Consider the following 22,828-nt stretch of genomic DNA (forward strand, 5'->3'; position numbering starts at 1 on the left):
AGAAGTGGTTGAGCAGCGATAACCTCCTGCCAACCACTTTTTTCGTTCAAGATTATAATTTTTTCGGAGCTTCTAATTTCACAGGATCAACCATTACTTTTATTTGTGCTGGCGTTCCTTCGATCGTTACTTTCACACCGGAAACAACCATTTCTTTTGGTGTTTTTGCAACGTTGGTACTCGCAATGAACTGATCCAACTCCGGAGTCCAGGTAATTCCAGTAGCTTGGATCATCGCCTTCACTGTATGAACGTCAGGAATCCCTTCATACATGATACCGTTTATTGTTTTTTGATCTCCGCTTAGCATAACGCTTACCCATATCTCTTTTCCGTTTGCCGAATTTTCTTGTTTTGGATAATAAAAGCGGTAGAAGTTTGTTTTCTTCTCTAGTTCAAGCGCAAATGGCAACGTGTGAATACCCTTTTTAGCTAATTCGTCTCTCATGCTGTTGTAATTACTCAGGTAGGTATTGGTTGTCATATTTTTAAACGCAGAATCAGAATGGTTCATTTTCTGTTCTTTCTCATGTGAAATACTGTTTTCAATTGCAGTCGTTTGGTTAGAACCTCCGAATACGGTAAGACCCGCGACTACGACTATTGCTGCTACTGAGATTGAGACTGCAAATTTTTTCATTCTGGGTTCCCTTCTGGCGAAGCCGCATCGATTTCCTTCGCCCCTGTCATTTTTAGCAATGCCTCATAAGAAACTGGCAAAAGTGATTCCGCAATGCCAGCAGCCGTATAAACGACCGAGAAACGCTTCAAAGAGCGATCCACATAGACAGGCACTTCCTCCTGCAAAGCAAATGGACAAACTGCTCCAACACGGAAGCCTGTCATTTTTTCTACTTCTTCCGGCGTAGCCATCTTTGGCTTTCCTTGTCCAAACGCTGCCTTCACTTGCTTCGGATGGACGCGTACATCGCCTGCTGCCACAAACAAGGCAAACTGCTCATCTACCCGAAACAAGATAGACTTTGCGATTTGGCCGATCTCAACACCTAGCGCCTCTGCAGCCACTTCGGACGTAGGCAACGGCTGTTCAAACAAAATCGGCTCGATACTCGAATCATAGCGTTGTACATAGCTGCGAACTTTTTCCAAAGGGCTAGCGATCATTCCCCGTCACTTCCCATCTCAACTAAAAAAACATCATCGCCTTGCGACACACTGCCTGTCTTGACAACCGAAGCATAGACGCCAAAGTGATTATTGTGACGCTTGACGCATGCCTTCAATACGGCGGGAGTCATCGCCAGCGTATCCGGATCAATATTGACATACACACAGCGTTCGCAGTGCTTGTTGACTTGCAAGATCACATCATTGATTTTGATCTGTTTGCCCAGCCATTGGTCTTCCGCGAACGGCTCATCATCCTCCAGGACAATGACCAAATTCCCCCGAAAGCGTCGTGGATCTACCTGTTCTGCGCCAATCTGCCGCGCGATCTCTCTAAGAGACGCATCCGTGACCAGCAAAATGTGGTCTTCCCAGTTTACACCTCCTTCTTGCGGACTACTAATCATAGGTGTAATGGAGCGATTCGCTGTCTCCGCGACATGGGTAAATAAAGCTTCATCCCACGTATGTACACTGCCATCTCGGGCTTCGATCTGAATCGGCGGATACGCTTCTTTTCCTGTCCCTTCGCTCATGCTGGCATGATACCCCATAAGAGCGGGCACAACATCCGCACTGAGATATTTACCTTGACGGGCATTATCCCAAAAATAATAGGCACGGTCTCCATACAAGCCAAATTCATCAACCGTACTTGATGCAAGCTCTTCCCCACGCATTCCTTTGACAGGATGACGGAAAATGGTCTGAAGCGTTCCTACCTTGTTCATTTGGTTCCCCTCCCCAAAGACTTTCTCTATCCGGATATAAACGAATTGCGAACCCGCCCCCAAAACGTCAGTCGTTTGTAGCGAGCGAATTTCACTTTGTCTGGTCCCACTCGGCAACGAATGGAACACACATCTCTCCATACCGCCTGCTCGCGGTCCAAGCCGATCATAATCTCAGGATTCATGACGATCAGCTCTACTTCATGATGCTTCGGCAATACGAGCGAGCTGTTGATGGTCCGATACGCCTGGTTATTGATCGAAGCAATCTCGGACAACTGAATCGCCTCAATGGACGGATGAACGATCGCTCCATCCACAGCCTTGTTGTAAGCTGTACTTCCTGACGGTGATGAAACGATCAAACCGTCGCCGCGAAACGTCTCCAGCTCATCGCCATTAATATAGACGCATGACACCAATGTAGACAGATTCGCGTTGCGCAAAACCATTTCATTCAAAGCCCACTTTTCGTACTGCTTTCCATCTCTTGTGCTGATCCTGCATTGGACTGTCGGGTACTCAGCGATCAGAGGTTCATCGTTCATCAGACGCTCAACGAATTCGTCCAGCTCCTCGGGACGCCAGTCCGCATAGAAGCCGAGATGTCCCGTATGAATCCCCACATAGGACGGCTCGATCCCGTATTGATGTACGGCCTCCAAAAGTGTCCCGTCTCCCCCGATGGACAACACCATATCCGGTTGCTCACTTGGTCCCTTCACAAAGGTAAACGGGCTATTGGCTGCATGCAGCTTTTCTTTTAATGCTTGCTCAACTTCTCGTGTATAATCGTCATTTCGCAGTACAGTCGCAATCTTCATGCTGGTCTGCCCTCACTTTTATCCTTACAAGCGGTCATGTACGCTCTGTTGTTTGTCTTCACTATACCATAGGAAAAATCTAGTTGCTAACGTGTCACCAGCGGTCACTCTGAAAAGACTGCATGCGAAATTGAGATAACCGCCTCTCTGTAGCTGGTGATATTTCCTGAGGAAGCTCATCCCAACTGAAAAAGCGCAATTCCGCTACTTCTTTGTCATCCTTATTCAATTCTTGATCAGATGTGAGGTCGACATGATACAAGGCAATATGGTCTCGTTTCCCTTCCCGCTCACTGTAAAAAAGATGGCAGAGGGTAAGTCCATTCGCTCGTATTCCGCACTCCTCCCACAACTCCCTGCGAGCAGCATCCCCAAACGACTCTCCTCGCTCTACCCCTCCTCCCGGCAAATACCAGCCATGGACATACGTATGCCGAATCAACAAGACTCCCTTTACTTCATCCGTTACAATGACACGGACACCCAAAGTGAGCGGCTTGCGGATTTTCCAATACCATTTCACCACTGCATGGTACCAGGCCATATTTCCACCTCGCTTTTTCCATGTGCTACCATTCTTTCATCACCTATATTTTCCCTGCCACGAACAAGAAAAAACAGGCCTACCAACGGCCTGTCTCACGCGAGGCGATTCTCCAGCTCTTTGACAACCGCCTCTGCTTTTCGAATCCATCTCGAATCAATCTGTGCGTCCTTGTCCACGGGCTCCTGAAACTGATTCATCAGACCCGAAGCGAGCGGCTCCATGTAGCCGATATCTTCCTCTACCCCAGTCTGGTACACATGCCTGATCACAAACGGCTGCCCGAGTTCCAACCATGCATCCGGGCTGTCGAGCTCGCCTTGCAGTACTTTTACAGGCAAACGCAAAAAGACCAAGTTTTTGTCATCCAACGCCCGGTCGAAGTACCCTTGCTCATAATCCCAGTTGGATAATGTAAAATGCGGCTGAAGCGCTTCACGAAAATAGCCAAATGTCGCCCGCGTGCCTGGCAAGCTGCTGTTTATTTGTTTCATCGTCAATCCCTGCCTTTCCTTAATCTGTGAGAAACGTCCACCGTTTTGTTCGTAGTGTGTGACAAAAGGTGGAGTTGTACTCCCACATCTACAAAAAGCAGCAAGCCTCCTAAGCCGCGATGGCCTTGAGAGGCTTGTAAACTCCACAACATTAAATCAAAACAATCGTCAGTAGCGTAAAGAGCGCCAATGGAATGATTTTGCGTCCATTCCGACATTTTTTGCGTCTTTTTCTCCCTTTAACTTTTGGCAAAACATATGGCGGTGGGGGTGGTGGTGGTGGCGGACAAAAAAATGGCGGATACGGCGGGAATGGTGGAAATGGCGATATATTTTGCTCCCAAGGACTTACCTGCGGCTTCTTTTCGCTATACGGACTGACGTGGGGCGCAGGACGGTTATTGCTGCTATACGGGCTGACATGGGGGGCGGGACGGTTGCTGCTGCTATACGGGCTGACCCGTGCGTTGTTGGAACTGCCGAAAGGACTGACCTGATTGTATGGATTGTACTCATCGTCATAGGGACTTACTTGTGGATAGTATGGATTGTTGCCGCCATAAGGACTGAGATCTCCATAGGGAGGATAGCCTGCATACGGATTATAGCTTACATACTGGTAGTAATCCGGATAGTGCCCCCATCCTCCATACGGCTGATGACTAGCTACCTCCATCACTTGATAAGGGTTGTAGTCCCCATAGTCCTCATAATCATACTCTTCGAAAACTTCTTCTTCCTCCGCATCCTGATCTACGACTTCTACATATACGTTCTGATCATCATAATCGACAATGACGCCTTCAAACACTTGCCCGTCGATTGCTTCGATGCGCACTTTTTTCTCCACGTGCTCCTTGCAGATGTTGTGCACATTTTCACGCATATCCTTTAACAGGCTGACAAACTGAATGTCAGCCTGATACAGGTTTTTTTCGGAATCAGACTGCATGGAAACTCCTCCCCTTCTGGTGTTTCTTTATTACCATATACAAGTGCCCATGGGGAGGTTACCGGAATCTAGGCGAGACTAGCCCAATTTACAGAAAGCGGGCAGGCAAAAATGGCGAAAGACGCTCCGTCTCCCCTTTTTCCACAAAGTCCGCCATCCATTTAGCAGTGATGGGGGAAAGCAGGATGCCATTGCGAAAATGTCCACCAGCGATCGACAGTCCTTCCCAGCCAGGAACGGGGCCCAAGAGCGGCTTGCCATCTTGCGTCGCAGGTCGAAGTCCACCCCAAGCCTCCAGAAAGGCAGCGGAGTGAAGCGCTGGAACATACGGCATGGTCCCTTGCAGGATACTGGCTAACCCCGCCATTGTGACGTCCCGCTGGAAGCCACTCTCATCCTCAGTCGCACCAATGACAATTTTTCCATCCTTTTTCGGAGTGATGTAGCCTGTCGTTCCGAAAATGACTGTTCGCAATGGAATACCCACGGACGAGACGGCTGCAATCTGTCCGCGTATGGGGCGAATCGGCACAGAAACGCCTAGCAACTCCAGCATCATTCCAGCCCACGCTCCCGAGGAAATTACCGTCTGTGCGGCACGCAGTGGCCCTGTAGAGGTCTCGATCCCGACTACTTTTCCGCCTTTTACCGCAATGCCGTTCACCACGCAGCCAGATAACAGCTTCACGCCTTGCATCTGGCAAGCAGTAGCCAACGCACGAAGTAACATGCGATTGTTGATGTGCCCTTCATACGGTGAGTAGATGGCTGCCTGTACTTGATCGGTCAAGAGTGGCTCTACCTCTTTTACTTGGGCTGTATTCGTGAGCCACTCTACTGCATGTCCCGCTTCTTTTTGCCAACGATATTTGTCTGCAAGCTGTTGGACTTCCTCTTCAGTTAATGCAACGGTCAACAACCCGTCCAGACTCAGCTGCACATCTCCGCCAGTAAATTCCTCCAGCCTTGCTGCCCATTCCGGGTATAGCACAAGGGACTCCATCCCCAAATCGAGCATAGGTCCCGGTGTCGTGAATTCCTTCAAGGGTGCAAGCATCCCTGCCGCAGCAGAAGACGCCTGCCCTCCCCATTCGCCCTGCTCGACCAAGGAAACGCTCACCCCGCGTCGTGACAGCTCGTATGCCAAGCTCAAACCGATAATTCCTCCACCCACTACCAGGCAATCACTCATCTTTGTTCTCTCCTCACCATGTTGACTAAAAACTTCTTTTACGTTGCTGTTGTGGTGTGGAGGAAACAGGAGAAAACGCTCAGCTTCTAGGGCCACCCCCTGAGGGATTGACTGCCCGACTCCATGCCAAAAGCGAAACCGCGTCCAAAGTCGTCCTTTCAGGATGCGTTTTCAGAGGTGGACGCTTAAATGCGTGTTTCGCTTTTGGCATTGCGTCTCGGTCGGTGTCCCTAAGATCTTCGCTTATTTCTCCTGTTTCCTCTACGAGCTTTCCGTGTTTTCCGATATTTTAAAGCTTTAAAAATTAGGAAGAATACCATCAGTTACGCGAGAGAAGAATATTTCCAGACGTAGCGACTTGTGGAGTCCTACCGAGCGCAGAAGAGATTAGCGGGCAACAGAAACGCAACATGCCCATACTACGAAGCGGCTACCACTTTTGCGTTTCCCCGCTAATCTCTTCGGAGCGGACAGTGCAAGCTCCCCCGTGGACGGAGCCTGGAGCCTAGACTGGAAATATTCTTCTCTCCACTACAGCCACATGTAAGTAATCCACATAATAAAAAGCCCACCCGTTCCTGAGCAGGAAAAGGTGGGCTACATACGCATAAGGTAACAATCAAGCAAAAAGCGCTGTCTGCCGGCAACCGTATCCCTGCGCCGGCATGATCCGGATCAGGTGCAATGGGTCAATGGTCGATTGCTTCCATCCTCTCAGCCCCGCATGAAGGACTCCCCAAGTTGCTTGTTCATTATGATATTCCTTTGTAAGTATAGTCCTGTTTGCAACCATCTGACAAGTACGTCCGTTAGTTAATCCTCATCCTTCACATCGTAGCTCTCTGGAATCGGCTCATGACGTGCAGCATCTTCAAACTCCTGGAGCTTGCGAATTTCCTCCAAATGATGATTGAATTGCTCTTTGTTGATGATGTACTCATTGCCATCATGGACAGCACGAATGCGCCCCTGCTTGATTTTTTCCATAATAAACGTCTCAGGAAGCTCCAAATAGGCGGCTGTCTCCTCGACGGTCAAATACGTCTTATTCTCGCGCAATCTAGCCTCCAGTTCCGCTTTCTGCCGCTCGTAGCCCGGCTTGCCCAGCAAGGCAAACATATTGGCTTTGTACGCCTCCACCCCCGGTTGATCAAACGGATTGACGCCCAGCAAATAGCCGCTGATTCCGCATGCCTTTTCAAAAAAGTAAATCAGTCCGCCGAGATAGTAAGCTGTCGCCTCCGGTATTTCCACAAGCAGATTCGGTACGCCGCCGTCCACATGGGCCAGCACCGTTCCCTCGAAAGCCTTTTTATTGACATACCCCATTCTTTTGCCAGTCAAAAAATTCAATCCATCGATGTCAGCAGGGTCCTCCTGCACAGTCAAATCAACAGCAGGCTTCGTCACAGACACAACAGTCTCAAACAAATGCCTCATGCCGTCCTGTATGTATTGGCCCAACGAATGCAAGTCCGTTGAAAACTCGGCAGAAGCCGGAAAAATCCCCTTGCCATCCTTGCCCTCCGATTCCCCGAAAAGCTGCTTCCACCACTCGGCAAAGTAGCGAAACTGCGGTTCATAGCTGACCAACAGCTCCACTGTTTTTCCTTTTCGATAGAGTGCATTGCGAATCGCCGCATACTGATAGCATGGATTATCGCGCATATTCATGACCATGTAGCGTTCGCGCGCATCTCTAGCCCCTTGCATGAGTGCATCCATGTTCGCCCCGCTTACAGCGATCGGCAACAATCCAACCGCGGTCAGGACTGAATACCGCCCACCGATATCATCCGGAATGACAAAGCACGCATAGCCCTCGTCATCCGCCAGCTTTTTCAGGGCTCCCCGCTGTTTATCGGTCGTAATGTAAATTCGTTTTTTGGCCTCATCATGTCCGTATTTCTTTTCCAGCCATTCTCGAAAAAGTCGAAACGCGATTGCTGGCTCTGTCGTCGTGCCCGATTTTGAGATGACGTTGATGGACACATTTTTTCCTTCTAATACATCCATCAGATGAGAGATATAAATCGGACTAATATTGTTGCCCACAAAATAAATCTCTGGAAAACTTCGCTTGGACTTCGGCAGCAAATTGTAGAAGCTGTGGCCCAAAATGTCAAGCACCGCTTTTGCCCCTAGATACGAGCCTCCAATGCCAATAACCAGAAGCACATCCGAATCTGATTGAATCCGGGCTGACGCTTGGCGGATTCGCTCATACTCGTCCCGGTCGTATTGTTCCGGCCAATCGACCCAACCAAGATAATCCTTGCCGGGTCCAGTCCTTGTATGAAGCATTTGATGCGCAATTTCGATCGCTGGAGAAAGCTGCTCCCACTCATGCTGTTTGACAAAGGCTCGAGCGTTGGCGTAATCAAAGCGAATCGTTTTGTTCATAGCTCCCCTCCGAGGAACGTCATCTCATCTCTATCTATGATATCACGGCAATTGGCGGCAAAGAACTTTCCGACAAAACGTATCAAAATGCGCTTAATTATGTCCAAAATGTGAACATTAGGCATTTCATGTTACCTTTTTCCAGTACTACCGTAAAAACCTTTCGAGCAATGAAATAATATGGTTCTTACCAAAGCAAGGAGAATGAACATGAAAAAACGATGGTGGATCATCGGTTCCGTCGTAGTCCTCCTGGGCATCGGGGGCGTTGCGTTTTCCATGATGGGATCGCAACAAGCTATGGGAATGCCTGTCAACATCGGCGCACCAACGAAATCGGCTTTGGAAAGCAAGGTTTTGACATCAGGGCTCGTCACCGTAGAAGACAAGCTCAAGCAGTACGCAAACGTTACTGGAACCTTACGCGAGTTTGTCGTCAAGGAAGGCGACAAGGTGAAAAAGGGACAAGTGATCGCGAAAATCGACACATCCGATGTCGATAGCAGAATTCTCGAGCTGGAAGCACAAATGGAATTGGCCAATGCCAATCTCGCCAAGGCACAAATCGGCAACGAGCCGGAAGAAGTCGCACAGGACCAAGAACGCGTCTCCCAAGCCCAACGTGAATACGATGCGGCAAAGCGAGAATATGATCGAATGAATCAACTATTCTCCTCTGGCGCTTCTACCCAGCAAGAGCTGGACAAGGTGAAATCACAAATGGATAGCGCTCTATCTACGCTGAATGTCGCCAAGCAACAGCTCGCTCTCAAGCAAAAGGGGCCGCGCAAGGAAGACATTGCCGCTCAGCAAGCCCAAATCAACAAGCTTAATGTAGAAAAAGCACAGCTAAATAAAGAACGTGTCCAAAGTGTCGTCGTAGCACCTATGGATGGAACAGTCATTGGTGTTGCGGCTGATAACGGTCAATACGTCAACAAAGGGACAGAAATCTTGACCCTTGCCAATCTAAACAATCTGTTGATTGAAGCAGATATCAACGAATCCGATGTCAACAAGCTTAAAATCGGACAATCTGCCACAATTGAAGGCGTGACACTCGGAAAACAAAAGCTGAATGCCAAAGTAGCCCGCATCTCTCCTACCGCGACTACTACTGCCACCAAGTCAGGGCAAGGTGAAAAGACACGTGTTAAAGTCACGCTCAAGCCATCTGGAGATATTTTCGCCTTGAGACCAGGCTTCCATGTGGACATCAACATCTCTGTCGAAAAAATCGATAATGCCCTGCAAGTGCCAATCGAAGCTGTGCAGCAAGATGCTGACGGCAGTACCTTTGTCTGGGTATCTGCTGATGGTGTTGCGAAAAAGCAAAAGGTCGAAACCGGTATGGAAAATGAATTGTTCACTCACGTCAAGTCAGGACTTAACGGTGATGAACAAGTGATTTTAGGCCCTGTCGAATCCCTAACTGACGGAGTACCTGTCATGCCAATGAGTGGTGACGGCGCACCAATGGGTATGTAACACGTAAAGAAGGAGGTCAGCCGACGATGCTTCATGTAGAAGGCTTGACGAAAGCATACAAGACGGGTGATTCCGTACTGCCCATCCTAAAAGGTGTCTCCCTGCTGGTGGAACAAGGCGAATTCGTTGCCATTATGGGGCCATCAGGATCAGGGAAATCGACGTTTATGAACATGCTGGGCTGTCTGGATCGCCCAGATACCGGCTCATACATGCTAGACGGCATTGAGGTCAGCAGCCTGAAGGATACGGAGCTTGCCGTTGTTCGTAACCAAAAGATTGGCTTTGTCTTCCAATCGTTTAATCTGCTCGCCCGCTCTACCTCCTTACACAATGTAGAGCTGCCGATGATGTATTCGAATGTCAGCCGCACGGAACGACGCAAACGCGCTACAGAAGCACTCAAACGAGTGGGACTGGCTGAGCGCATGGACCATAAACCAACCCAGCTATCTGGTGGGCAAAAACAGCGTGTAGCAATCGCCAGAGCACTGGTCAATAAGCCTGCCATTCTGCTGGCAGACGAACCGACGGGGAATCTGGACAGCCGCTCCGGAGTTGAAATCATGGCCATGTTTCAGGAGCTGCATGCACAGGGCGTCACGATCATTCTCGTTACTCACGAATTGGACATCGCCCAGCATGCTGAGAGGATTGTGACTTTCAAGGACGGCGTGATCATTCGTGATGAAAAGGTTACGGAGCGAATATTCTCCAAGCCGTCTGACGAGGTGATTGTCACATGAATTTTATGGAAAGCTTTAGCACCGCGGTGGAAGGTATCTGGGCGAACAAAATGCGCTCGATCTTGACCATGCTCGGGATCATCATCGGGATTACCTCGGTCATTGTCGTCACGGCACTCGGTGAAGGCGGACAGAAAGCAATCAACGCAGAGATGGAAAAGTTCGGGCAAAACACATTTAACGTCTTCATCAACTGGGAGACAAAAGAAGAGATAGCCTCAGAAGATATGACCGTGGAAGATACCGAGGTGCTCGGCAGGATTAGTCCTGCAATCGAATACATCGTCCCTTCCAATTCCAGTACCATCGATTTGAAGGGTCCGAAAAAAGAAGAGCGTGTCAACCTCACCGCCTCGACTGCTGATTATTTTGCGATGCAATCGACGTTGAAGGTAGCTAAAGGTCGTCTTTTCAACGAGACAGATGACAAAGAGCAGCGCGCTGTCATCGTCCTGGAGGAAGCCCTTGCTCAAAAGCTGTTCGGTCAAATGAGCCCGATTGGCCAGCGTGTACGCTGGGGGAATCAATCTCTTGTCGTAATCGGAACGTATACCGAAGAGAAGTTCAAGTTCGATATGGCAACGAGCTATGGAGCGATCATTCCAATTCGTTATGAAATGAGCCTGCAAGAAGAGCCTTCCGTCCAAATGATCATGGGAAAAGCGATCGACAAAGCCTCTGTCGATCCAGCCATGCAGCAGGTCAAACAATACTTGAGCCGCAAGCATCAAAAGGAAGACCATTACAGAGTTCGCAGCATGCAAGAATCGATGGATCAGTTTAATCAAATGACAGGCACCTTGACGCTGATCTTTAGTATCATTGCGGGAATCTCCCTCGTGGTCGGCGGCGTCGGCGTTATGAACATCATGCTCGTATCTGTGACAGAGCGTACCCGCGAAATCGGGATTCGCAAAGCATTAGGGGCACGACGACGAGATATCTTGATTCAGTTTTTGATTGAATCGGTCATCGTTTGCTTGATTGGTGGATTAATCGGGGTGTTGTTCGGCCTTGGTATCGCTTCGATCATCGCCTATTTTGCACAGTTGCCGCCGCTTATGTCCTGGAACAGCGTGTTTATCGCATTCGGCTTCTCCAGTGCCATCGGTATTTTCTTCGGCCTCTATCCTGCCAACAAGGCAGCGAAGCTCGATCCAATCGAAGCACTGCGTTACGAATAAGGAAAAATGGCGCAGCCAATTTTCCATCCTTAAGCGAGCGAAGCCTTTTTGAAAAAACAAGCACCTGTAAGCTCTCTGGCTACAGGTGCTTGTTTATGTTGGCAACGTATCTGTTACCAGCTTCAAAACAAAAAAAAGCGCAATCCCGACGCTCGCGACTGTCCACCAGAGCGGCTTGCTGTCAGCCTTTTTGGCCTTGTAGATCCCGATTAACTTCCAGGTACCTACCGCCACACACAAGAGGCTAAACAGGAGCAGGATTGTCCCCATGACCTCCCTCCCCTCACTCCTAGCTATATGGGGAAGCGAGAGAAAAAATCACTTCTTCGGGTCCTTTTTGCCCAATCGCCCGAGGACCATCCGGCCCCGTTCCTTAATGGACTCATCCTTGATATCCTGTTGACGCTTTTTCATCAAACCGTTTTTGGAAGTATCCGGTCGGTCCGTTTGCCGTCCATCTCGCATTAGCTGTACTTGCCTCCGCCTTTTTTCTCGTAATCGTTCAAAAGCTCAGCAAAGCTCTTGTTGCGCTCACGTTCTTCCTGCTCCCGGCGCTTTTGTTCGGCTGCTTCCTTCGCCTTGCGCTCGCCTTCTGTCTTCATGTCTTTTTCAAGCTGCTTGAGCGCTCCGAGCGCATCTGCATTCAGCATATCCTTCAAACTGTTCAATCCGCTTTTCGCGTCTGTCGTAGTTGTGGTCTCTGCTTGACGCTGTGGTTTTCGTTGTTTTTTCGCCATTTGAATTGCCACCCTTTCCCTATCCTCATTCTGTCCTCATTCTCTGGCCCCATCCGGGTCATACTATCTTCATCTTTCACAAAGAGGAGGACATCACATGGTTCGCAACAAAGAAAAAGATTTTGGAAAAACCGCTGAAATCCGAGGACCCAAAGCCCAATCCGAGGCTGTTCGCTCTGACGGCTCCATTAATAGTGAACCACAAGAAAGGCTAAAAGAAAACCGCTAACAAAAAAACCGCCGGGCAGCCATTATGCTCGGCGATTTTTACTTGGCGGCGGGTTTTGGTGGCTTACTTTTCGAATAGCGCGTTCCTGCTTCAGCAAGGTGAGCTTCTCATCAAATTGGAACGAACAGCCGATTTTTTAACAATCGTTTGGCAAAGTCCCGCTCCATCTCGATCAACTCCCGGAAAGCTCCTGGTATCCTGACGTAGCAAGGAAACATGCTGCGTGGAAGATTTTTATAATTATAGTCAAATATAAACATGATTTTTTATATTCTGCATTTTACCACATGCACATTAGCTGATTGAATCGTGCTCATAGGCGGAAATCGATTAAGAGCACCCGAAAAGACATACTATTCTGCATGGTGAGTTTACTTATTACTGAGATTTCTTTTTTGCTTTGATTATCTTATACAGATAGTAGCAGAGGATAAACACTAAAATGGTAACAAATGTAACAACAATAGAATTTCGAAGAATTGATAGTATGTACTCGTCAACGGGAAGATAAACAATATCGAATAGATCAGTACCTGGTTTAGGTACACTTTGGTATCGACTTGTGAATAAAATTTGGGCACAAAAACTGACAATAAAGCTGTATAGCACGACTTTAACTATCATTTTTTCCATGAATTAGTCACACTCCTGTATTTTTTGGAACATCCATTTTTTTACAAAAACACTTATGGTATATTATACCAAAAAGAAGGATGGATAATGTTGGAAAATGGACTTTCCAAATCTTTGATGTTTATTCTGGTTTTTGTGTTGACGTTATCGACAGGACTTTTAACAGGGGTTTTTGCGAAATCAGCGGATAATAATAAGGTTAATTATTGTGACGATTTAGAAAAACTAGGTGATGTTAGTTACCAAAATTTTGATGGCATTACCAAAAGAGTAATTAAGATAAAAGATACAAAAAAATTTGGTGAAATAAATGGTATGAACGTTAAGCCGATTGGCGAAATCACCTTGGTTGTGCCGATGGTTAAATCAACACCTAAATTAATTGATCGAACAGGACCTGATGTGTCAATTTTAGCTGCTCAATACGTAAAAGTGAAACGTGAATCGGAAGCCTGCGGGACAAAAAAAATTAGAAGTTCTAGTTATGCACCTCTTGGGGGTAAAATGATCATTTCTGAAAGCGTAAATGCTTCATATAGTGCAAATGTTTCTGTTAGCGCTGAGGCTGTTAGTGCTGGTGTTGGATTTAGCGTTACCAAGGGTTACACCGTTTCAGATGAGCAACCTATAACTGTTCCGGCAGGGAAAACGGGAATTATTACAGCGTATCCTTGGTATCAAACATATGAATTTGATGTGATGGAAAGAAGGCCATGGCCTTTAGAAGATGTAGTGGTTGGTAGTGGAACTGCTTACTTGCCTATCGGAGTTTGCTTTGTTCCTAAAGTCATTTAATTAATGTCATGAAAAGGAGCCTAACATTGGCTCCTTTTTTCTTTACTCTTGGTTAGAAGTGCGGCATAAAAACATCGTCCAAGGCGAACGGTATCGCGTCAAGCTTTGCCCCGTATTTTTCCCTGATGCTCATCCGCTTCTGGGAGACTGGACAGGGCAAGCCAATTGGCGTGAACTGTCCGTTGCAATTTGATTTTCTTCCAGTAACGGTATCGTTTTGACCAACGTATGCGGTCGCTTTATATGTGGATTTTGTTCCAGCCAGTTTTGACATTCGGTATGCTGACTTGCGCTAAACTGAGGTTCGTACACGGAGTAAATCCTCCTCGTACAAAGCCCCAGCAAAATCATATCCTGTATCCGTATTGAACAGGCGAGAGAGCGGAACACGTCTGCGATAAAGCACCACTTGCAAAGAATAATGAGCGGTAAAGCCAGCCAGCTTCTCTGCCAGCCCATCCGTGGAGCCGTTATCCAGCACAATCACCTCATACTGTTCAAAATCGGCAAACTGCAAGTTCAGGCTAAGCAAGGTATACAAAAGCTGATGAGTTGTATCTCATTTGGGCTGGGCGCGGATCCCATCTGAAACCGAATAAGGGGTCAGCGACTGATGCATGCTATGGGTTAAAAGGAGGTCCTTATGATGGATAACGATAAGCAAAAGAACGACAAGACGAAGGATATTTCCCTCGATGGGACGCTCCCGCATCAAATCAGTGCTCCTGATTTCAAAAACTCGTCCCGTACGATCCAAAAGCCATTCGTCAATGAGTTCGGAGTCGTCATCGGTGACAGCTTGTACGAGTCCCAGGAATCTCCCTTACACAACTGGAGTACGGAAACCGATCCCTCCGTCATGGCCGGGGATCAGTGGGTACATCCGACCAACGACATTGGCTGGAACGCGATAGAAAATCGTGAGCTTCTCGAGGATCAAGAACTAGATGGAGCCCGTTTTATGCACCCTACCTTCGATGTGAGCAAAGGCAAGGACTAGTGCCAGCTTTTTCATGCAGCCCGTTCGGCAGAAGCACTTCTGTCCGGACGGGTTTTTTTGGATTGCGCTTGCACTCCAGGCTTCGGGACACTACTCTGACTTGTGTTACAATGGAAGACAAGTAGCAGAAAGGAGCTAGTCCATGAGTATCACACTTACGATAGAGCCAGCGTTTTCCCTTGCCTATCAACGTTATGCCGGCTTTGTACCGGGAGATACGCTTCGATTATATGTACGAACAAGCGGCCCCGGAACCGGCGGTATGTTTTATGCGATTGAAAAAGATGAGGCCCTCACCGATGACGCTGTGTTTGACGTAGAGGGATTGCGATTTGTCATTCGTCCAACTGATTTCTGGTATTTCGACGGGGGACATCTGAGCTACAATCCACTCTATGGCGAGTACGGCTTTCACTTCACCAACCCTCGTCTGGATGGGAACTAGAACAGAAACTTCTCTTGGCTTGATTCGTAAGAAGAGATATCTGCCTATATCTTCTGGGAGGAAAAACGATGAAAAAAAGCCGCTCAGTCCTTTTGGCGATCGGTGCTTTCCTACTTGCCAATTTAAAATGGATTCTTAGCATACTGAAGTTTTCGAAATTCGGGACCACCATTATCTCCATGGGGATTACCTTGTGGGCGTATGCCATGTTTTACGGATGGAAATTCGCAGTGGCACTCGTCTATCTGATCTTCGTCCACGAAATGGGCCATGTGATTGCCGCCAAACGAAAAGGAATCGCGACTTCACCCGCTGTCTTTATTCCTTTTGCCGGAGCCTTCATCGCCATGAAAGACATGCCGCGTGATGCAAAAACCGAGGCCTACTTAGCCTACGGCGGACCCTTGGCGGGGATGATTGCTTTCTTGCCTGCCCTCCCGCTGTATTGGTATACGCAGGACCCTTTCTGGGGTTTGGTTATCTACTTGGGTGCCATGCTCAATTTATTTAACCTGCTGCCCATCTCCCCGCTGGATGGCGGCCGCATCGTTTCGGTATTATCGACGAAAATTTGGTTTATCGGGTTAGTCGGACTGGGCGTTATGCTATTCGCCAATCCAGGCCCGATTACAGTGTTCATTTTTATCATCGGCTTGATTACGTGGTACAACCGTCTGCGTGCTGGCTATCAACAAAAGATCCTGCAATACGAGCGCGAAAGGATTGCAGACTTCCAGCAAAGCATAGCCAAATGGCCCACGCTGGAATCGACATGGGATATTCGCACGCAAATGAATGCAGAGGTAAATGCGATCAATCAGGAAGATTTGAAGAAATTTTATGTTCCATTTTTCCAGGACAAAAAACGCCTTCAGCGTGACTGCAAGAGACTCGATAAGGTGTATCTGAACAGAAAATGGGAATTGTTCAGAATGTGGGAACGAGAGCCCGTTTTGTATTACGATTCGGACCCGAACCGCCCGATCCCTTCGGATGCGCTCCGTGATGGGGAACGTGCGGCGCAAGAGAGATTAGCCGAACTGGATGAGCAAATGCATCAGCTCACTACGTACTACGATGCACCTGCCTCTACGAAGTGGAAAGTGTTAGTTGCCTATCTCGGTCTAGCTGCTGTCCTGTCAGCGTTTTTCGTCTACGCCCAGCAAATTTTGCACAGGTAACCGTTTGCACTTTGCCTAGTGTAACGATACGGATGCCTATCTGCGGCCTTCTGCGGGCTCAAAAACGTGCGCTACGGTTATCTGAGGGTCGCTCTTCCCGACCAAAAGGGTAGAAACGCCCCCTACGGTGGTATATCGCTTTTGTGTGTTCCACCCGGATCAGAGTAAAATAGAAAATAGTACTTTCATAAAATTCCAGAGAGGATGACTTTTTACTTGGACACCGTCCCGATAGTGCTCAACCTACTGCTTGTTATATTTCTTGTTTTTCTTAACGGCTTTTTCGTAGCCGCAGAGTTCTCACTCGTGAAGGTGCGGCAAACGCGCCTGACACAGATGGTGAATGAAGGTAACAGACGTGCAGTCTATGCCCAAAAAGTAACGCATAAGCTAGACGCCTACCTATCTGCCTGCCAGGTCGGGATTACTCTCGCCTCGCTGGGACTGGGTTGGGTCGGGGAACCGGCCATTGCCCATATGATTGTGGAGCCTTTGCTTGGATCTTCGGGATTGCCTGATTATGCGATCTCCGCGATTTCTTTTGGTGTAGCCTTTGCGATTATTACGTTCCTCCACATTGTCTTGGGTGAGTTGGCTCCGAAATCATTGGCCATTCAAAAAGCAGAAATGACCTCGTTGTGGGTTGCCGCGCCATTGATGTTTTTCTATAAATTGCTTTACCCGGCTATCTGGTTCTTAAACGGAACAGCCAACGCTCTCATGAGACGACTCGGACTCGAAGCCATCTCGGAACATGAAGCGGCGCATACAGAAGAAGAAATTCGCCTGTTGGTCAACCAAAGTCACCAAAGTGGCCATATTGACCAGACCGAATTGGCTCTTGTCGAACAAGTTTTTGACTTCTCCGAAACCGTTGCTCGGGAAACGATGATCCCGCGCATTGATATGGTTTGCTTATATACGACGAATACCTTTGAAGAAAACCTGGAAATTATCCGCTCGCAGCGCCACACGCGTTTTCCGGTTGCCGCTGAGGACAAGGACAACATCATCGGTTTTGTCCACGCGACAGACTTCTACCTCTCTGCCTTGCAAGACGGAAGCGTGGAGCTGGATTCGTTGGTCCGCCCTGTCCTGACCGTACCGGAAACAATGGAAATCAGCACGGTATTGCGCCTGATGCAGAAAAACCGTTCGCAGCTCGCGATTGTCATCGACGAATACGGCGGAACAGCCGGTCTCGTAACGATGGAGGATATTTTGGAAGAAATCGTTGGGGATATCCAAGACGAGTTTGACGAGGAAAGACCAGAAATTGAGAAGCTGGACAATGGCCTCTCCGTATCCGGTATGCTCGTGTTGGCTGACCTGAATGACCATCTTCCGTTCGAACTCGAATCCGAAGATGTAGACACAATTGGTGGTTGGTTGTACAGCCAGCTGGAAGAAGACATCGCTGTTGATGCGACAGTAGAATGGGAAGACCACCTGTTCACCGTCAAGCAGATGGATCATCACCGTGTTACACGCGTCCTGATTACGCGTTTGGAAAATGATGAATCGGAGCAACAAGAGCTGTTGACCGTCTCCTAATCATCACACGTTTAGCTCAAACCAAAGCCCCACACCGGCTTACTTAGCTGGTGCGGGGCTTTTCTATTTCGCACGTGTTTCTTCTACGTGGTCCCCGGGCTCGTAAGTTGCTTCCTGTCGTCCACGCCGTTGTCCTCCAAAATCCCCATTGTCACATCGCTAATATCCGGATCAGTAAGCAAGCTGTCGCGAATGCGGTACTTAATATCGTCCGCCACAGCAAGACTCAATCCCGTCCGCAGCTCTACGTAGCATTCCACATGGTAAAAACGCCCTTCCTGTACAATCCGCATCCGGTTGATATCCGTTACGTCCGGGTCAGCAAATATGACTTTGGCTACCCGATCCTCGATTTCTTTGGGAGCTGCAATACCGATCAAGCCGACCATGTTGTCGTACCCTACCTTGAATGCCACACCCACCATGAGAATTCCGATCAGGATGGTGGCAATCCCGTCCAGCAATGCAAAGGAAGTAAAAGTAGTGACGATAACGGCAATCAACGCCAATAAAGCACCAAGCGTTGCCACGATGTCCTCGTAAAAGACGAGTCGTGTCGGTGGAGCCGCACGTCCTACATTCCGAAAGGCAGCAGGGATGACAGCAAAGCCCTTCGCTTCCACCCGAGCTTCATGAACAATTTCAAACATCACCTTTACCAGTACGTACCCATCCACGATGACCGCCAGAGACAAAATGATAAAATTCAACCAAAAATGGCTGGATTCTACTGGCTCGGCAATGAGATGGAAGCCTTTGATAATGGTTTCATAGGCCATGATGGTTACGACGATCACCGCGACCATACAGAAAATGTTAATCACACGACCAAATCCCGTGGGGAACCTCGTTGTCGGTTTTTTCTCTGCGAGTACGCTGCCAAAGAAAACGAAGTACTGGTTGACTGCATCGGCTACCGAATGCATCGCCGACGCAAACATGGCTCCACTCCCACTATAGACAGCCGCAAAGCCTTTTGCGATAGCGAGACCTGTGTTCCCCAAAGCCGCTGTCGCCGAGGACATATTCCCCTTTTTTAGCGTTGCCCAGATAGAGCTCATGGTGTTGCCATTCCCTCCTCGATCAGACGATTTTCTTTACTATTCCCTATTCGCAAGGAGTGTTCCTAATGAGAAATGGAACATATAAACAAAGAAAAGACAGACATCCAAAGTGGATTATCTGCCTTTCCTTGTTACCGCTACCTTATGCGACTAATTTCAATCCTGCTACTGCAATAATCACCACTACGATGCACAAGATCCGTAGCTTGTCTTTTGCTTCTCCATAAAACAGCATCCCGACAAGGGCGCTACCTACTGTACCAATACCTGTCCAAACCGCATAGGCCGTCCCCATAGGGATATCTCTCATCGCAAGAGACAGAAGAAGAAAGCTAATCGAAAAACCGCCGATTAGTACCGCAAAGGAACGAAAAGAAGGCTTCGTGTTGACCTGCGTAATCCCCATCACGCCTACGACTTCAAACAACCCTGCAAAAATTAAGGCTACCCATGTCATGCCACTTCACCTTCCTTTCGCGGCTTTTCTTCATGATCCGGTGTGACCAGCTTCAACCCAAGGATTCCTCCCAGAAGAAGCGCGATCAAGCCTACTTTTATCCAGCTGAACGGTTCTCCAAACAGGACCATTTCGCTAATCACGGTACCAGCTGTCCCCAAACCGACGAAGATCGCGTAGACCGTACTTGTCGGCAGCTTTTTCCCTGAATAGACCAAAACGCCAAAGCTGATAATAATCGCTAAGATGGTCAATGCCCACGACCAAAAGCTGTCGGCGTGCTTCAAGCCCGCTACCCACATGACTTCAAATACTGCTGCTACGACAACCATCAACCAATATTTCCCCATGTTCTGGCTCCCTCCTCTTTCTTTTACGCTCATGACAACGGACGTATCCGTTTTTATCGTTCCCCAAAATACATACTCATCCAAGATGGCTCAGGCTTTTTCCAAATGCAAAAAAAAGCCTCGGGTGAATACCATCACAGATATTCCTCCCGGGCTTTTATCCCTCCGTGTACACGACCGTGGTCGTGGGTTTTCTCTCGGTCCTGACCGGCCAGATGACTGTCCGCGGAACCCTAGAAAACTCAGTACATATGCAGTTCGTTTCTTGGGGTAACTGACCTTATGATATCAAAAAGAGCCGCGTTTGGCAATGAACGTGCGACACTTCGGCAAAAGATGGTATTCTACAAAGAGAAGCATGATACACAGGAAGAGAGGAGTGTACGTATGACGAAAGTCTTGTTCGTTTGTCTGGGCAATATTTGTCGCTCGCCCATGGCCGAAGCCGTATTTCGACATCTCGTAGAGGCTGAGGGATTGGCAGGGGAAATCTCCATCGATTCGGCAGGGATCGGTGGCTGGCACGCTGGGGAACCTCCACACAAAGGTACGCAAAAGGTACTGACTGAGAACGGGATCGCGCATGACACACTGCGTGCTCGCCAAATTGTCGTACAGGACTTCTCGGAGTACGACTATATCGTCTGCATGGATGAGGAAAATTTGTCCGCACTCAATCAGATGGCACCGTCAGGGAAAAAGGTGCACCGCCTGCTCGACTTTGCCGATTCTGCCCAGGAACAAAATGTAGAGGACCCTTACTATACCGGGCGATTCACGTATGTATATGACTTGGTGAATGCAGGTTGTCGCGGGCTGCTTGAGGACATCAAAACAACGATCGCAAAAAAGGGATAGCCGTCATCAGTCATCCCTTTTTTTATCAATATGAAAAGTTTTTATACCGCAACTGTTTCCTTCTCCTGTAGTCTTGCCAGCCAGCTCTTCGTACTACCAATCAAGCTTTTGTAGCTATCCGCCGAGGAAAAGGTATGATCTCCCCCGACTACTACTTCTGTTTCGCAGCTTCCCCGTCTCCGCAGATGCAGCTCTCGCTCATAGTGGAACATGGCATCCACCGCAATGACTTCATCCCGATTGCCATGCAGGATTAACACCTCTCCCTCAAACTGCTTGGCTTGACGCAGCGGAAGAGCGGTACCCAGCGACTGGAAAAAGCGCCTCTCCAATTCGTAGCCCATATGATCCGTTTTACCGTACGAAAGTGCTTCCTTGTATTCCTTTTCGCCCACGATCCGAACGATATCATCGAAGGGTCTTGCTACCGGTGCCCACAGGATGAGCGAGTGTATTCTTTTATCCTGGCTCGCTGTCAGGACACTGACCGCTCCACCTAAACTATGCCCTAACAGGCACACACGCTCCTGATCTACCTGTTCCAGCGTGAAAACATGGTCGAGAACATCACGTGTTTGTGCAAGCAGGACGTCCAAGCCACCTGCACCATAGTTACCGTCGCTTTCCCCGCAGCCTCCGTAATCGAAGCGCAAAACGCCAAAACCGTGTGAAGCTAATTCTCTGGCAGCTTTTACAAACAAGCGGTTCACTCCAATCCGACTGCCGATAAAGCCATGGCAAATGACAACCAACGGGTATTTCACTCTTGTCTTGCTTGTCTTGCCTGTTGTGCACGCAGGTTCATGCAGGGTAGCCGTCAACGAAATCGTGTCGCTAGGTATTTGCAAAATCCGTTCCAAGAGAACTCACCTCTTTTATTTTTAGTATTCCGAGTTGTTTACTTAGTTATTATGCTTATTATCTTCATTTTCATGAACGCTGTCAAGATGAACCGGAAAACTCGATGAAAAATCATCCCGCACGGTTTATGATTGAAGGGAACGAGGCGCAACATAAGAATGCATGTTTTGCTGGAGCTGTTGCACCGAAGATAGGATTGTGAGGAGAAAACTATGTCCGACTTGCGGAAAGAAACCTTAGAAAAAATAAAAAACGGTGATTTTAACTGTTCCAAGGAACTGACCTTGTCAATGTTCAGCGGAAAATGGAAAGTCGTGATCCTGTGGCATTTAGGGGTAGAAGGCCCACATCGCTTTAGCGAGCTGCAACGGCTGTTCCCCAAAATCACACATAAAATGCTGACCAATCAGTTAAAAGAGCTAATCGAAGACGGAATTGTTCACCGGGAAGTATACCCTGAGATTCCCCCGCGGGTGGAGTATTCCATGACGGAGCTAGGGATGACTCTGTTGCCCATTGTGGAAATGATGTATGAGTGGGGAGAAATGCGGATGGGGCAATTGAAGCTGGCGTTGGGGGAGGACAAAGGATCAAGTTCTGTCTAGCTGCTGTGGTGGGGAGGAAACAGGAGAAAACGCTCAGCTTCTTGGAACACCTGCGGGGAGGCTGGGGGTGCCCGGCTCCGTGAAAAAAAGCGAAACCGCGTCCAAAGATCTTCGCTTATTTCTCCTGTTTCCTCTGCGAACTGTTGAGATTCCACCTGCTTCTTTTTATAAAGAAGAAATAGACCCCATGAATGCTGCTTTCAAGATGTAGAAAAAAGCCGCGTGGGAAGAAGAACATTTCCAGTCCTAGCGCCTCTGGAGCCCTACCTAGCTCCGAAATGAATGGCGGGGGTTTTCAGCTTCAACCTCTGTGAATACATCCTCGAAACTCTACTTTTGAAGCGCTCCCGACGTTTAGTTATGATCCCCTTTA

29 protein-coding genes, 1 pseudogene and 2 riboswitches are annotated in these 22,828 nt (G+C 48.3%); of the genes and pseudogenes, 11 read left to right on the forward strand and 19 right to left on the reverse strand.

Annotated elements, in window-relative coordinates:
• Nucleotides 1-52: 52 nt before the first annotated feature.
• From C7R93_RS13230 to C7R93_RS13270, 10 genes and pseudogenes are all read right to left on the reverse strand, one after another.
• Nucleotides 53-640, reverse strand: a complete 588-nt coding sequence (locus C7R93_RS13230; RefSeq protein ID WP_106839257.1) for a hypothetical protein — start codon at nucleotides 638-640, stop codon at nucleotides 53-55.
• The gene (locus C7R93_RS13235) at nucleotides 637-1,125 is read right to left on the reverse strand and encodes a YbaK/EbsC family protein (protein WP_106839258.1); all 489 of its coding nucleotides are present in this window, start codon (nucleotides 1,123-1,125) and stop codon (nucleotides 637-639) included. Before C7R93_RS13235 ends, C7R93_RS13230 begins: the two co-directional genes overlap by 4 nt.
• A complete protein-coding gene (locus C7R93_RS13240) occupies nucleotides 1,122-1,859 on the reverse strand; it encodes an MOSC domain-containing protein (protein WP_106839259.1) in 738 nt (245 codons plus the stop codon). The genes C7R93_RS13235 and C7R93_RS13240 overlap by 4 nt, the downstream gene beginning before the upstream one ends.
• Nucleotides 1,860-1,885: 26 nt before the next feature.
• Entirely contained in the window at nucleotides 1,886-2,683 is a 798-nt protein-coding gene (locus C7R93_RS13245; RefSeq protein ID WP_106839260.1) for an NAD kinase, read from the reverse strand.
• Between the two features lie 94 nt (nucleotides 2,684-2,777).
• Nucleotides 2,778-3,227 carry an NUDIX domain-containing protein gene (locus tag C7R93_RS13250; protein ID WP_106839261.1) on the reverse strand — a complete coding sequence of 150 codons (450 nt, stop codon included), beginning with the start codon at nucleotides 3,225-3,227 and terminating at the stop codon, nucleotides 2,778-2,780.
• A 95-nt stretch (nucleotides 3,228-3,322) separates the two neighbouring features.
• Entirely contained in the window at nucleotides 3,323-3,721 is a 399-nt protein-coding gene (locus C7R93_RS13255) for a YugN-like family protein (protein ID WP_106839281.1), read from the reverse strand.
• Between the two features lie 151 nt (nucleotides 3,722-3,872).
• Complete coding sequence (locus tag C7R93_RS13260) at nucleotides 3,873-4,673, reverse strand: LSm family protein (RefSeq protein ID WP_106839262.1); 801 nt, start codon at nucleotides 4,671-4,673, stop codon at nucleotides 3,873-3,875.
• A gap of 88 nt (nucleotides 4,674-4,761) precedes the next feature.
• A complete protein-coding gene (gene thiO, locus C7R93_RS13265) occupies nucleotides 4,762-5,865 on the reverse strand; it encodes a glycine oxidase ThiO (protein WP_106839263.1) in 1,104 nt (367 codons plus the stop codon).
• Nucleotides 5,866-6,497: 632 nt separating this feature from the next.
• A riboswitch (TPP riboswitch) is annotated at nucleotides 6,498-6,614 on the reverse strand.
• A gap of 64 nt (nucleotides 6,615-6,678) precedes the next feature.
• Complete coding sequence (locus tag C7R93_RS31020; protein WP_309139218.1) at nucleotides 6,679-6,924, reverse strand: excisionase family DNA-binding protein; 246 nt, start codon at nucleotides 6,922-6,924, stop codon at nucleotides 6,679-6,681.
• Nucleotides 6,919-8,268: pseudogene (locus tag C7R93_RS13270) on the reverse strand (glucose-6-phosphate isomerase); the annotation flags it as partial. The gene C7R93_RS31020 and the pseudogene C7R93_RS13270, both read right to left, overlap by 6 nt.
• Before the next feature lie 210 nt (nucleotides 8,269-8,478).
• Between C7R93_RS13270 and C7R93_RS13275 the strand changes: the two are divergent.
• The 3 genes from C7R93_RS13275 to C7R93_RS13285 are packed head-to-tail and all read left to right on the forward strand — an operon-like array spanning nucleotide 8,479 to nucleotide 11,686.
• Nucleotides 8,479-9,756, forward strand: coding sequence for an efflux RND transporter periplasmic adaptor subunit (locus C7R93_RS13275; protein ID WP_106839265.1), 1,278 nt, complete (start codon nucleotides 8,479-8,481; stop codon nucleotides 9,754-9,756).
• Nucleotides 9,757-9,782: 26 nt separating this feature from the next.
• Complete coding sequence (locus C7R93_RS13280; protein WP_106839266.1) at nucleotides 9,783-10,502, forward strand: ABC transporter ATP-binding protein; 720 nt, start codon at nucleotides 9,783-9,785, stop codon at nucleotides 10,500-10,502.
• A complete protein-coding gene (locus tag C7R93_RS13285; protein ID WP_106839267.1) occupies nucleotides 10,499-11,686 on the forward strand; it encodes an ABC transporter permease in 1,188 nt (395 codons plus the stop codon). The genes C7R93_RS13280 and C7R93_RS13285 overlap by 4 nt, the downstream gene beginning before the upstream one ends.
• Nucleotides 11,687-11,779: 93 nt before the next feature.
• On the opposite strand, the gene C7R93_RS30290 is transcribed toward C7R93_RS13285, so the two are convergent.
• From C7R93_RS30290 to C7R93_RS13290, 3 genes are read right to left on the reverse strand one after another with little or no spacing between them, the layout of a single operon-like run.
• Entirely contained in the window at nucleotides 11,780-11,956 is a 177-nt protein-coding gene (locus tag C7R93_RS30290; protein WP_167402469.1) for a hypothetical protein, read from the reverse strand.
• A gap of 48 nt (nucleotides 11,957-12,004) precedes the next feature.
• Nucleotides 12,005-12,151 carry a hypothetical protein gene (locus C7R93_RS30295; RefSeq protein WP_007724729.1) on the reverse strand — a complete coding sequence of 49 codons (147 nt, stop codon included), beginning with the start codon at nucleotides 12,149-12,151 and terminating at the stop codon, nucleotides 12,005-12,007.
• Nucleotides 12,151-12,423 carry a DUF3886 domain-containing protein gene (locus C7R93_RS13290; RefSeq protein ID WP_106839268.1) on the reverse strand — a complete coding sequence of 91 codons (273 nt, stop codon included), beginning with the start codon at nucleotides 12,421-12,423 and terminating at the stop codon, nucleotides 12,151-12,153. Before C7R93_RS13290 ends, C7R93_RS30295 begins: the two co-directional genes overlap by 1 nt.
• Before the next feature lie 97 nt (nucleotides 12,424-12,520).
• Between C7R93_RS13290 and sspK the strand changes: the two genes are divergently transcribed.
• Nucleotides 12,521-12,652, forward strand: coding sequence for a small acid-soluble spore protein K (gene sspK, locus C7R93_RS13295; protein ID WP_007724732.1), 132 nt, complete (start codon nucleotides 12,521-12,523; stop codon nucleotides 12,650-12,652).
• 720 nt (nucleotides 12,653-13,372) lie between these two features.
• Nucleotides 13,373-14,080, forward strand: a complete 708-nt coding sequence (locus C7R93_RS13305; RefSeq protein WP_106839270.1) for a hypothetical protein — start codon at nucleotides 13,373-13,375, stop codon at nucleotides 14,078-14,080.
• A gap of 129 nt (nucleotides 14,081-14,209) precedes the next feature.
• On the opposite strand, the gene C7R93_RS30635 is transcribed toward C7R93_RS13305, so the two are convergent.
• Nucleotides 14,210-14,392 (reverse strand): hypothetical protein, encoded by a 183-nt coding sequence (locus C7R93_RS30635; RefSeq protein ID WP_244191534.1) that lies wholly within the window; start codon nucleotides 14,390-14,392, stop codon nucleotides 14,210-14,212.
• A complete protein-coding gene (locus tag C7R93_RS30640) occupies nucleotides 14,373-14,612 on the reverse strand; it encodes a glycosyltransferase family protein (protein WP_244191535.1) in 240 nt (79 codons plus the stop codon). The genes C7R93_RS30635 and C7R93_RS30640 overlap by 20 nt, the downstream gene beginning before the upstream one ends.
• 114 nt (nucleotides 14,613-14,726) lie before the next feature.
• On the opposite strand from C7R93_RS30640, the gene C7R93_RS13315 reads away from it, so the two are divergent.
• The 4 genes from C7R93_RS13315 (at nucleotide 14,727) to C7R93_RS13330 (ending at nucleotide 18,260) form a co-directional block, all read left to right on the forward strand.
• Nucleotides 14,727-15,080 carry a DUF3905 domain-containing protein gene (locus C7R93_RS13315; protein ID WP_106839271.1) on the forward strand — a complete coding sequence of 118 codons (354 nt, stop codon included), beginning with the start codon at nucleotides 14,727-14,729 and terminating at the stop codon, nucleotides 15,078-15,080.
• Between the two features lie 142 nt (nucleotides 15,081-15,222).
• Nucleotides 15,223-15,525, forward strand: coding sequence for an iron-sulfur cluster biosynthesis family protein (locus C7R93_RS13320; protein ID WP_106839272.1), 303 nt, complete (start codon nucleotides 15,223-15,225; stop codon nucleotides 15,523-15,525).
• Between the two features lie 68 nt (nucleotides 15,526-15,593).
• Nucleotides 15,594-16,706: a site-2 protease family protein gene (locus tag C7R93_RS13325; protein WP_106839273.1), complete on the forward strand. Its 1,113-nt coding sequence runs from the start codon at nucleotides 15,594-15,596 to the stop codon at nucleotides 16,704-16,706.
• Nucleotides 16,707-16,922: 216 nt separating this feature from the next.
• The gene (locus tag C7R93_RS13330; protein ID WP_106839274.1) at nucleotides 16,923-18,260 is read left to right on the forward strand and encodes a hemolysin family protein; all 1,338 of its coding nucleotides are present in this window, start codon (nucleotides 16,923-16,925) and stop codon (nucleotides 18,258-18,260) included.
• Nucleotides 18,261-18,343: 83 nt separating this feature from the next.
• Here the strand turns inward: C7R93_RS13330 and C7R93_RS13335 are convergent, their stop codons facing one another.
• The 3 genes from C7R93_RS13335 to C7R93_RS13345 all read right to left on the reverse strand — a co-directional run bounded on the left by C7R93_RS13335 (nucleotide 18,344) and on the right by C7R93_RS13345 (nucleotide 20,131).
• On the reverse strand, nucleotides 18,344-19,321 hold the full coding sequence (locus C7R93_RS13335) for a cation diffusion facilitator family transporter (RefSeq protein ID WP_106839275.1): 978 nt from the start codon (nucleotides 19,319-19,321) through the stop codon (nucleotides 18,344-18,346).
• 145 nt (nucleotides 19,322-19,466) lie between these two features.
• Nucleotides 19,467-19,781 (reverse strand): DMT family transporter, encoded by a 315-nt coding sequence (locus C7R93_RS13340; protein ID WP_106839276.1) that lies wholly within the window; start codon nucleotides 19,779-19,781, stop codon nucleotides 19,467-19,469.
• Complete coding sequence (locus C7R93_RS13345) at nucleotides 19,778-20,131, reverse strand: DMT family transporter (RefSeq protein WP_106839277.1); 354 nt, start codon at nucleotides 20,129-20,131, stop codon at nucleotides 19,778-19,780. Before C7R93_RS13345 ends, C7R93_RS13340 begins: the two co-directional genes overlap by 4 nt.
• 144 nt (nucleotides 20,132-20,275) lie before the next feature.
• Nucleotides 20,276-20,379: riboswitch (guanidine-I (ykkC/yxkD leader) on the reverse strand.
• Between the two features lie 139 nt (nucleotides 20,380-20,518).
• Between C7R93_RS13345 and C7R93_RS13350 the strand changes: the two genes are divergently transcribed.
• Complete coding sequence (locus tag C7R93_RS13350) at nucleotides 20,519-20,989, forward strand: low molecular weight protein-tyrosine-phosphatase (RefSeq protein ID WP_106839282.1); 471 nt, start codon at nucleotides 20,519-20,521, stop codon at nucleotides 20,987-20,989.
• Between the two features lie 41 nt (nucleotides 20,990-21,030).
• Here the strand turns inward: C7R93_RS13350 and C7R93_RS13355 are convergent, their stop codons facing one another.
• Entirely contained in the window at nucleotides 21,031-21,849 is an 819-nt protein-coding gene (locus C7R93_RS13355) for an alpha/beta hydrolase family protein (RefSeq protein WP_106839278.1), read from the reverse strand.
• Between the two features lie 213 nt (nucleotides 21,850-22,062).
• Between C7R93_RS13355 and C7R93_RS13360 the strand changes: the two genes are divergently transcribed.
• The gene (locus C7R93_RS13360) at nucleotides 22,063-22,455 is read left to right on the forward strand and encodes a winged helix-turn-helix transcriptional regulator (RefSeq protein ID WP_106839279.1); all 393 of its coding nucleotides are present in this window, start codon (nucleotides 22,063-22,065) and stop codon (nucleotides 22,453-22,455) included.
• The last annotated feature ends 373 nt before the right edge of the window (nucleotides 22,456-22,828 follow it).

It is taken from the genome of Brevibacillus fortis (assembly GCF_003013395.1).
Taxonomy (GTDB): Bacteria; Bacillota; Bacilli; order Brevibacillales; family Brevibacillaceae; genus Brevibacillus; species Brevibacillus fortis.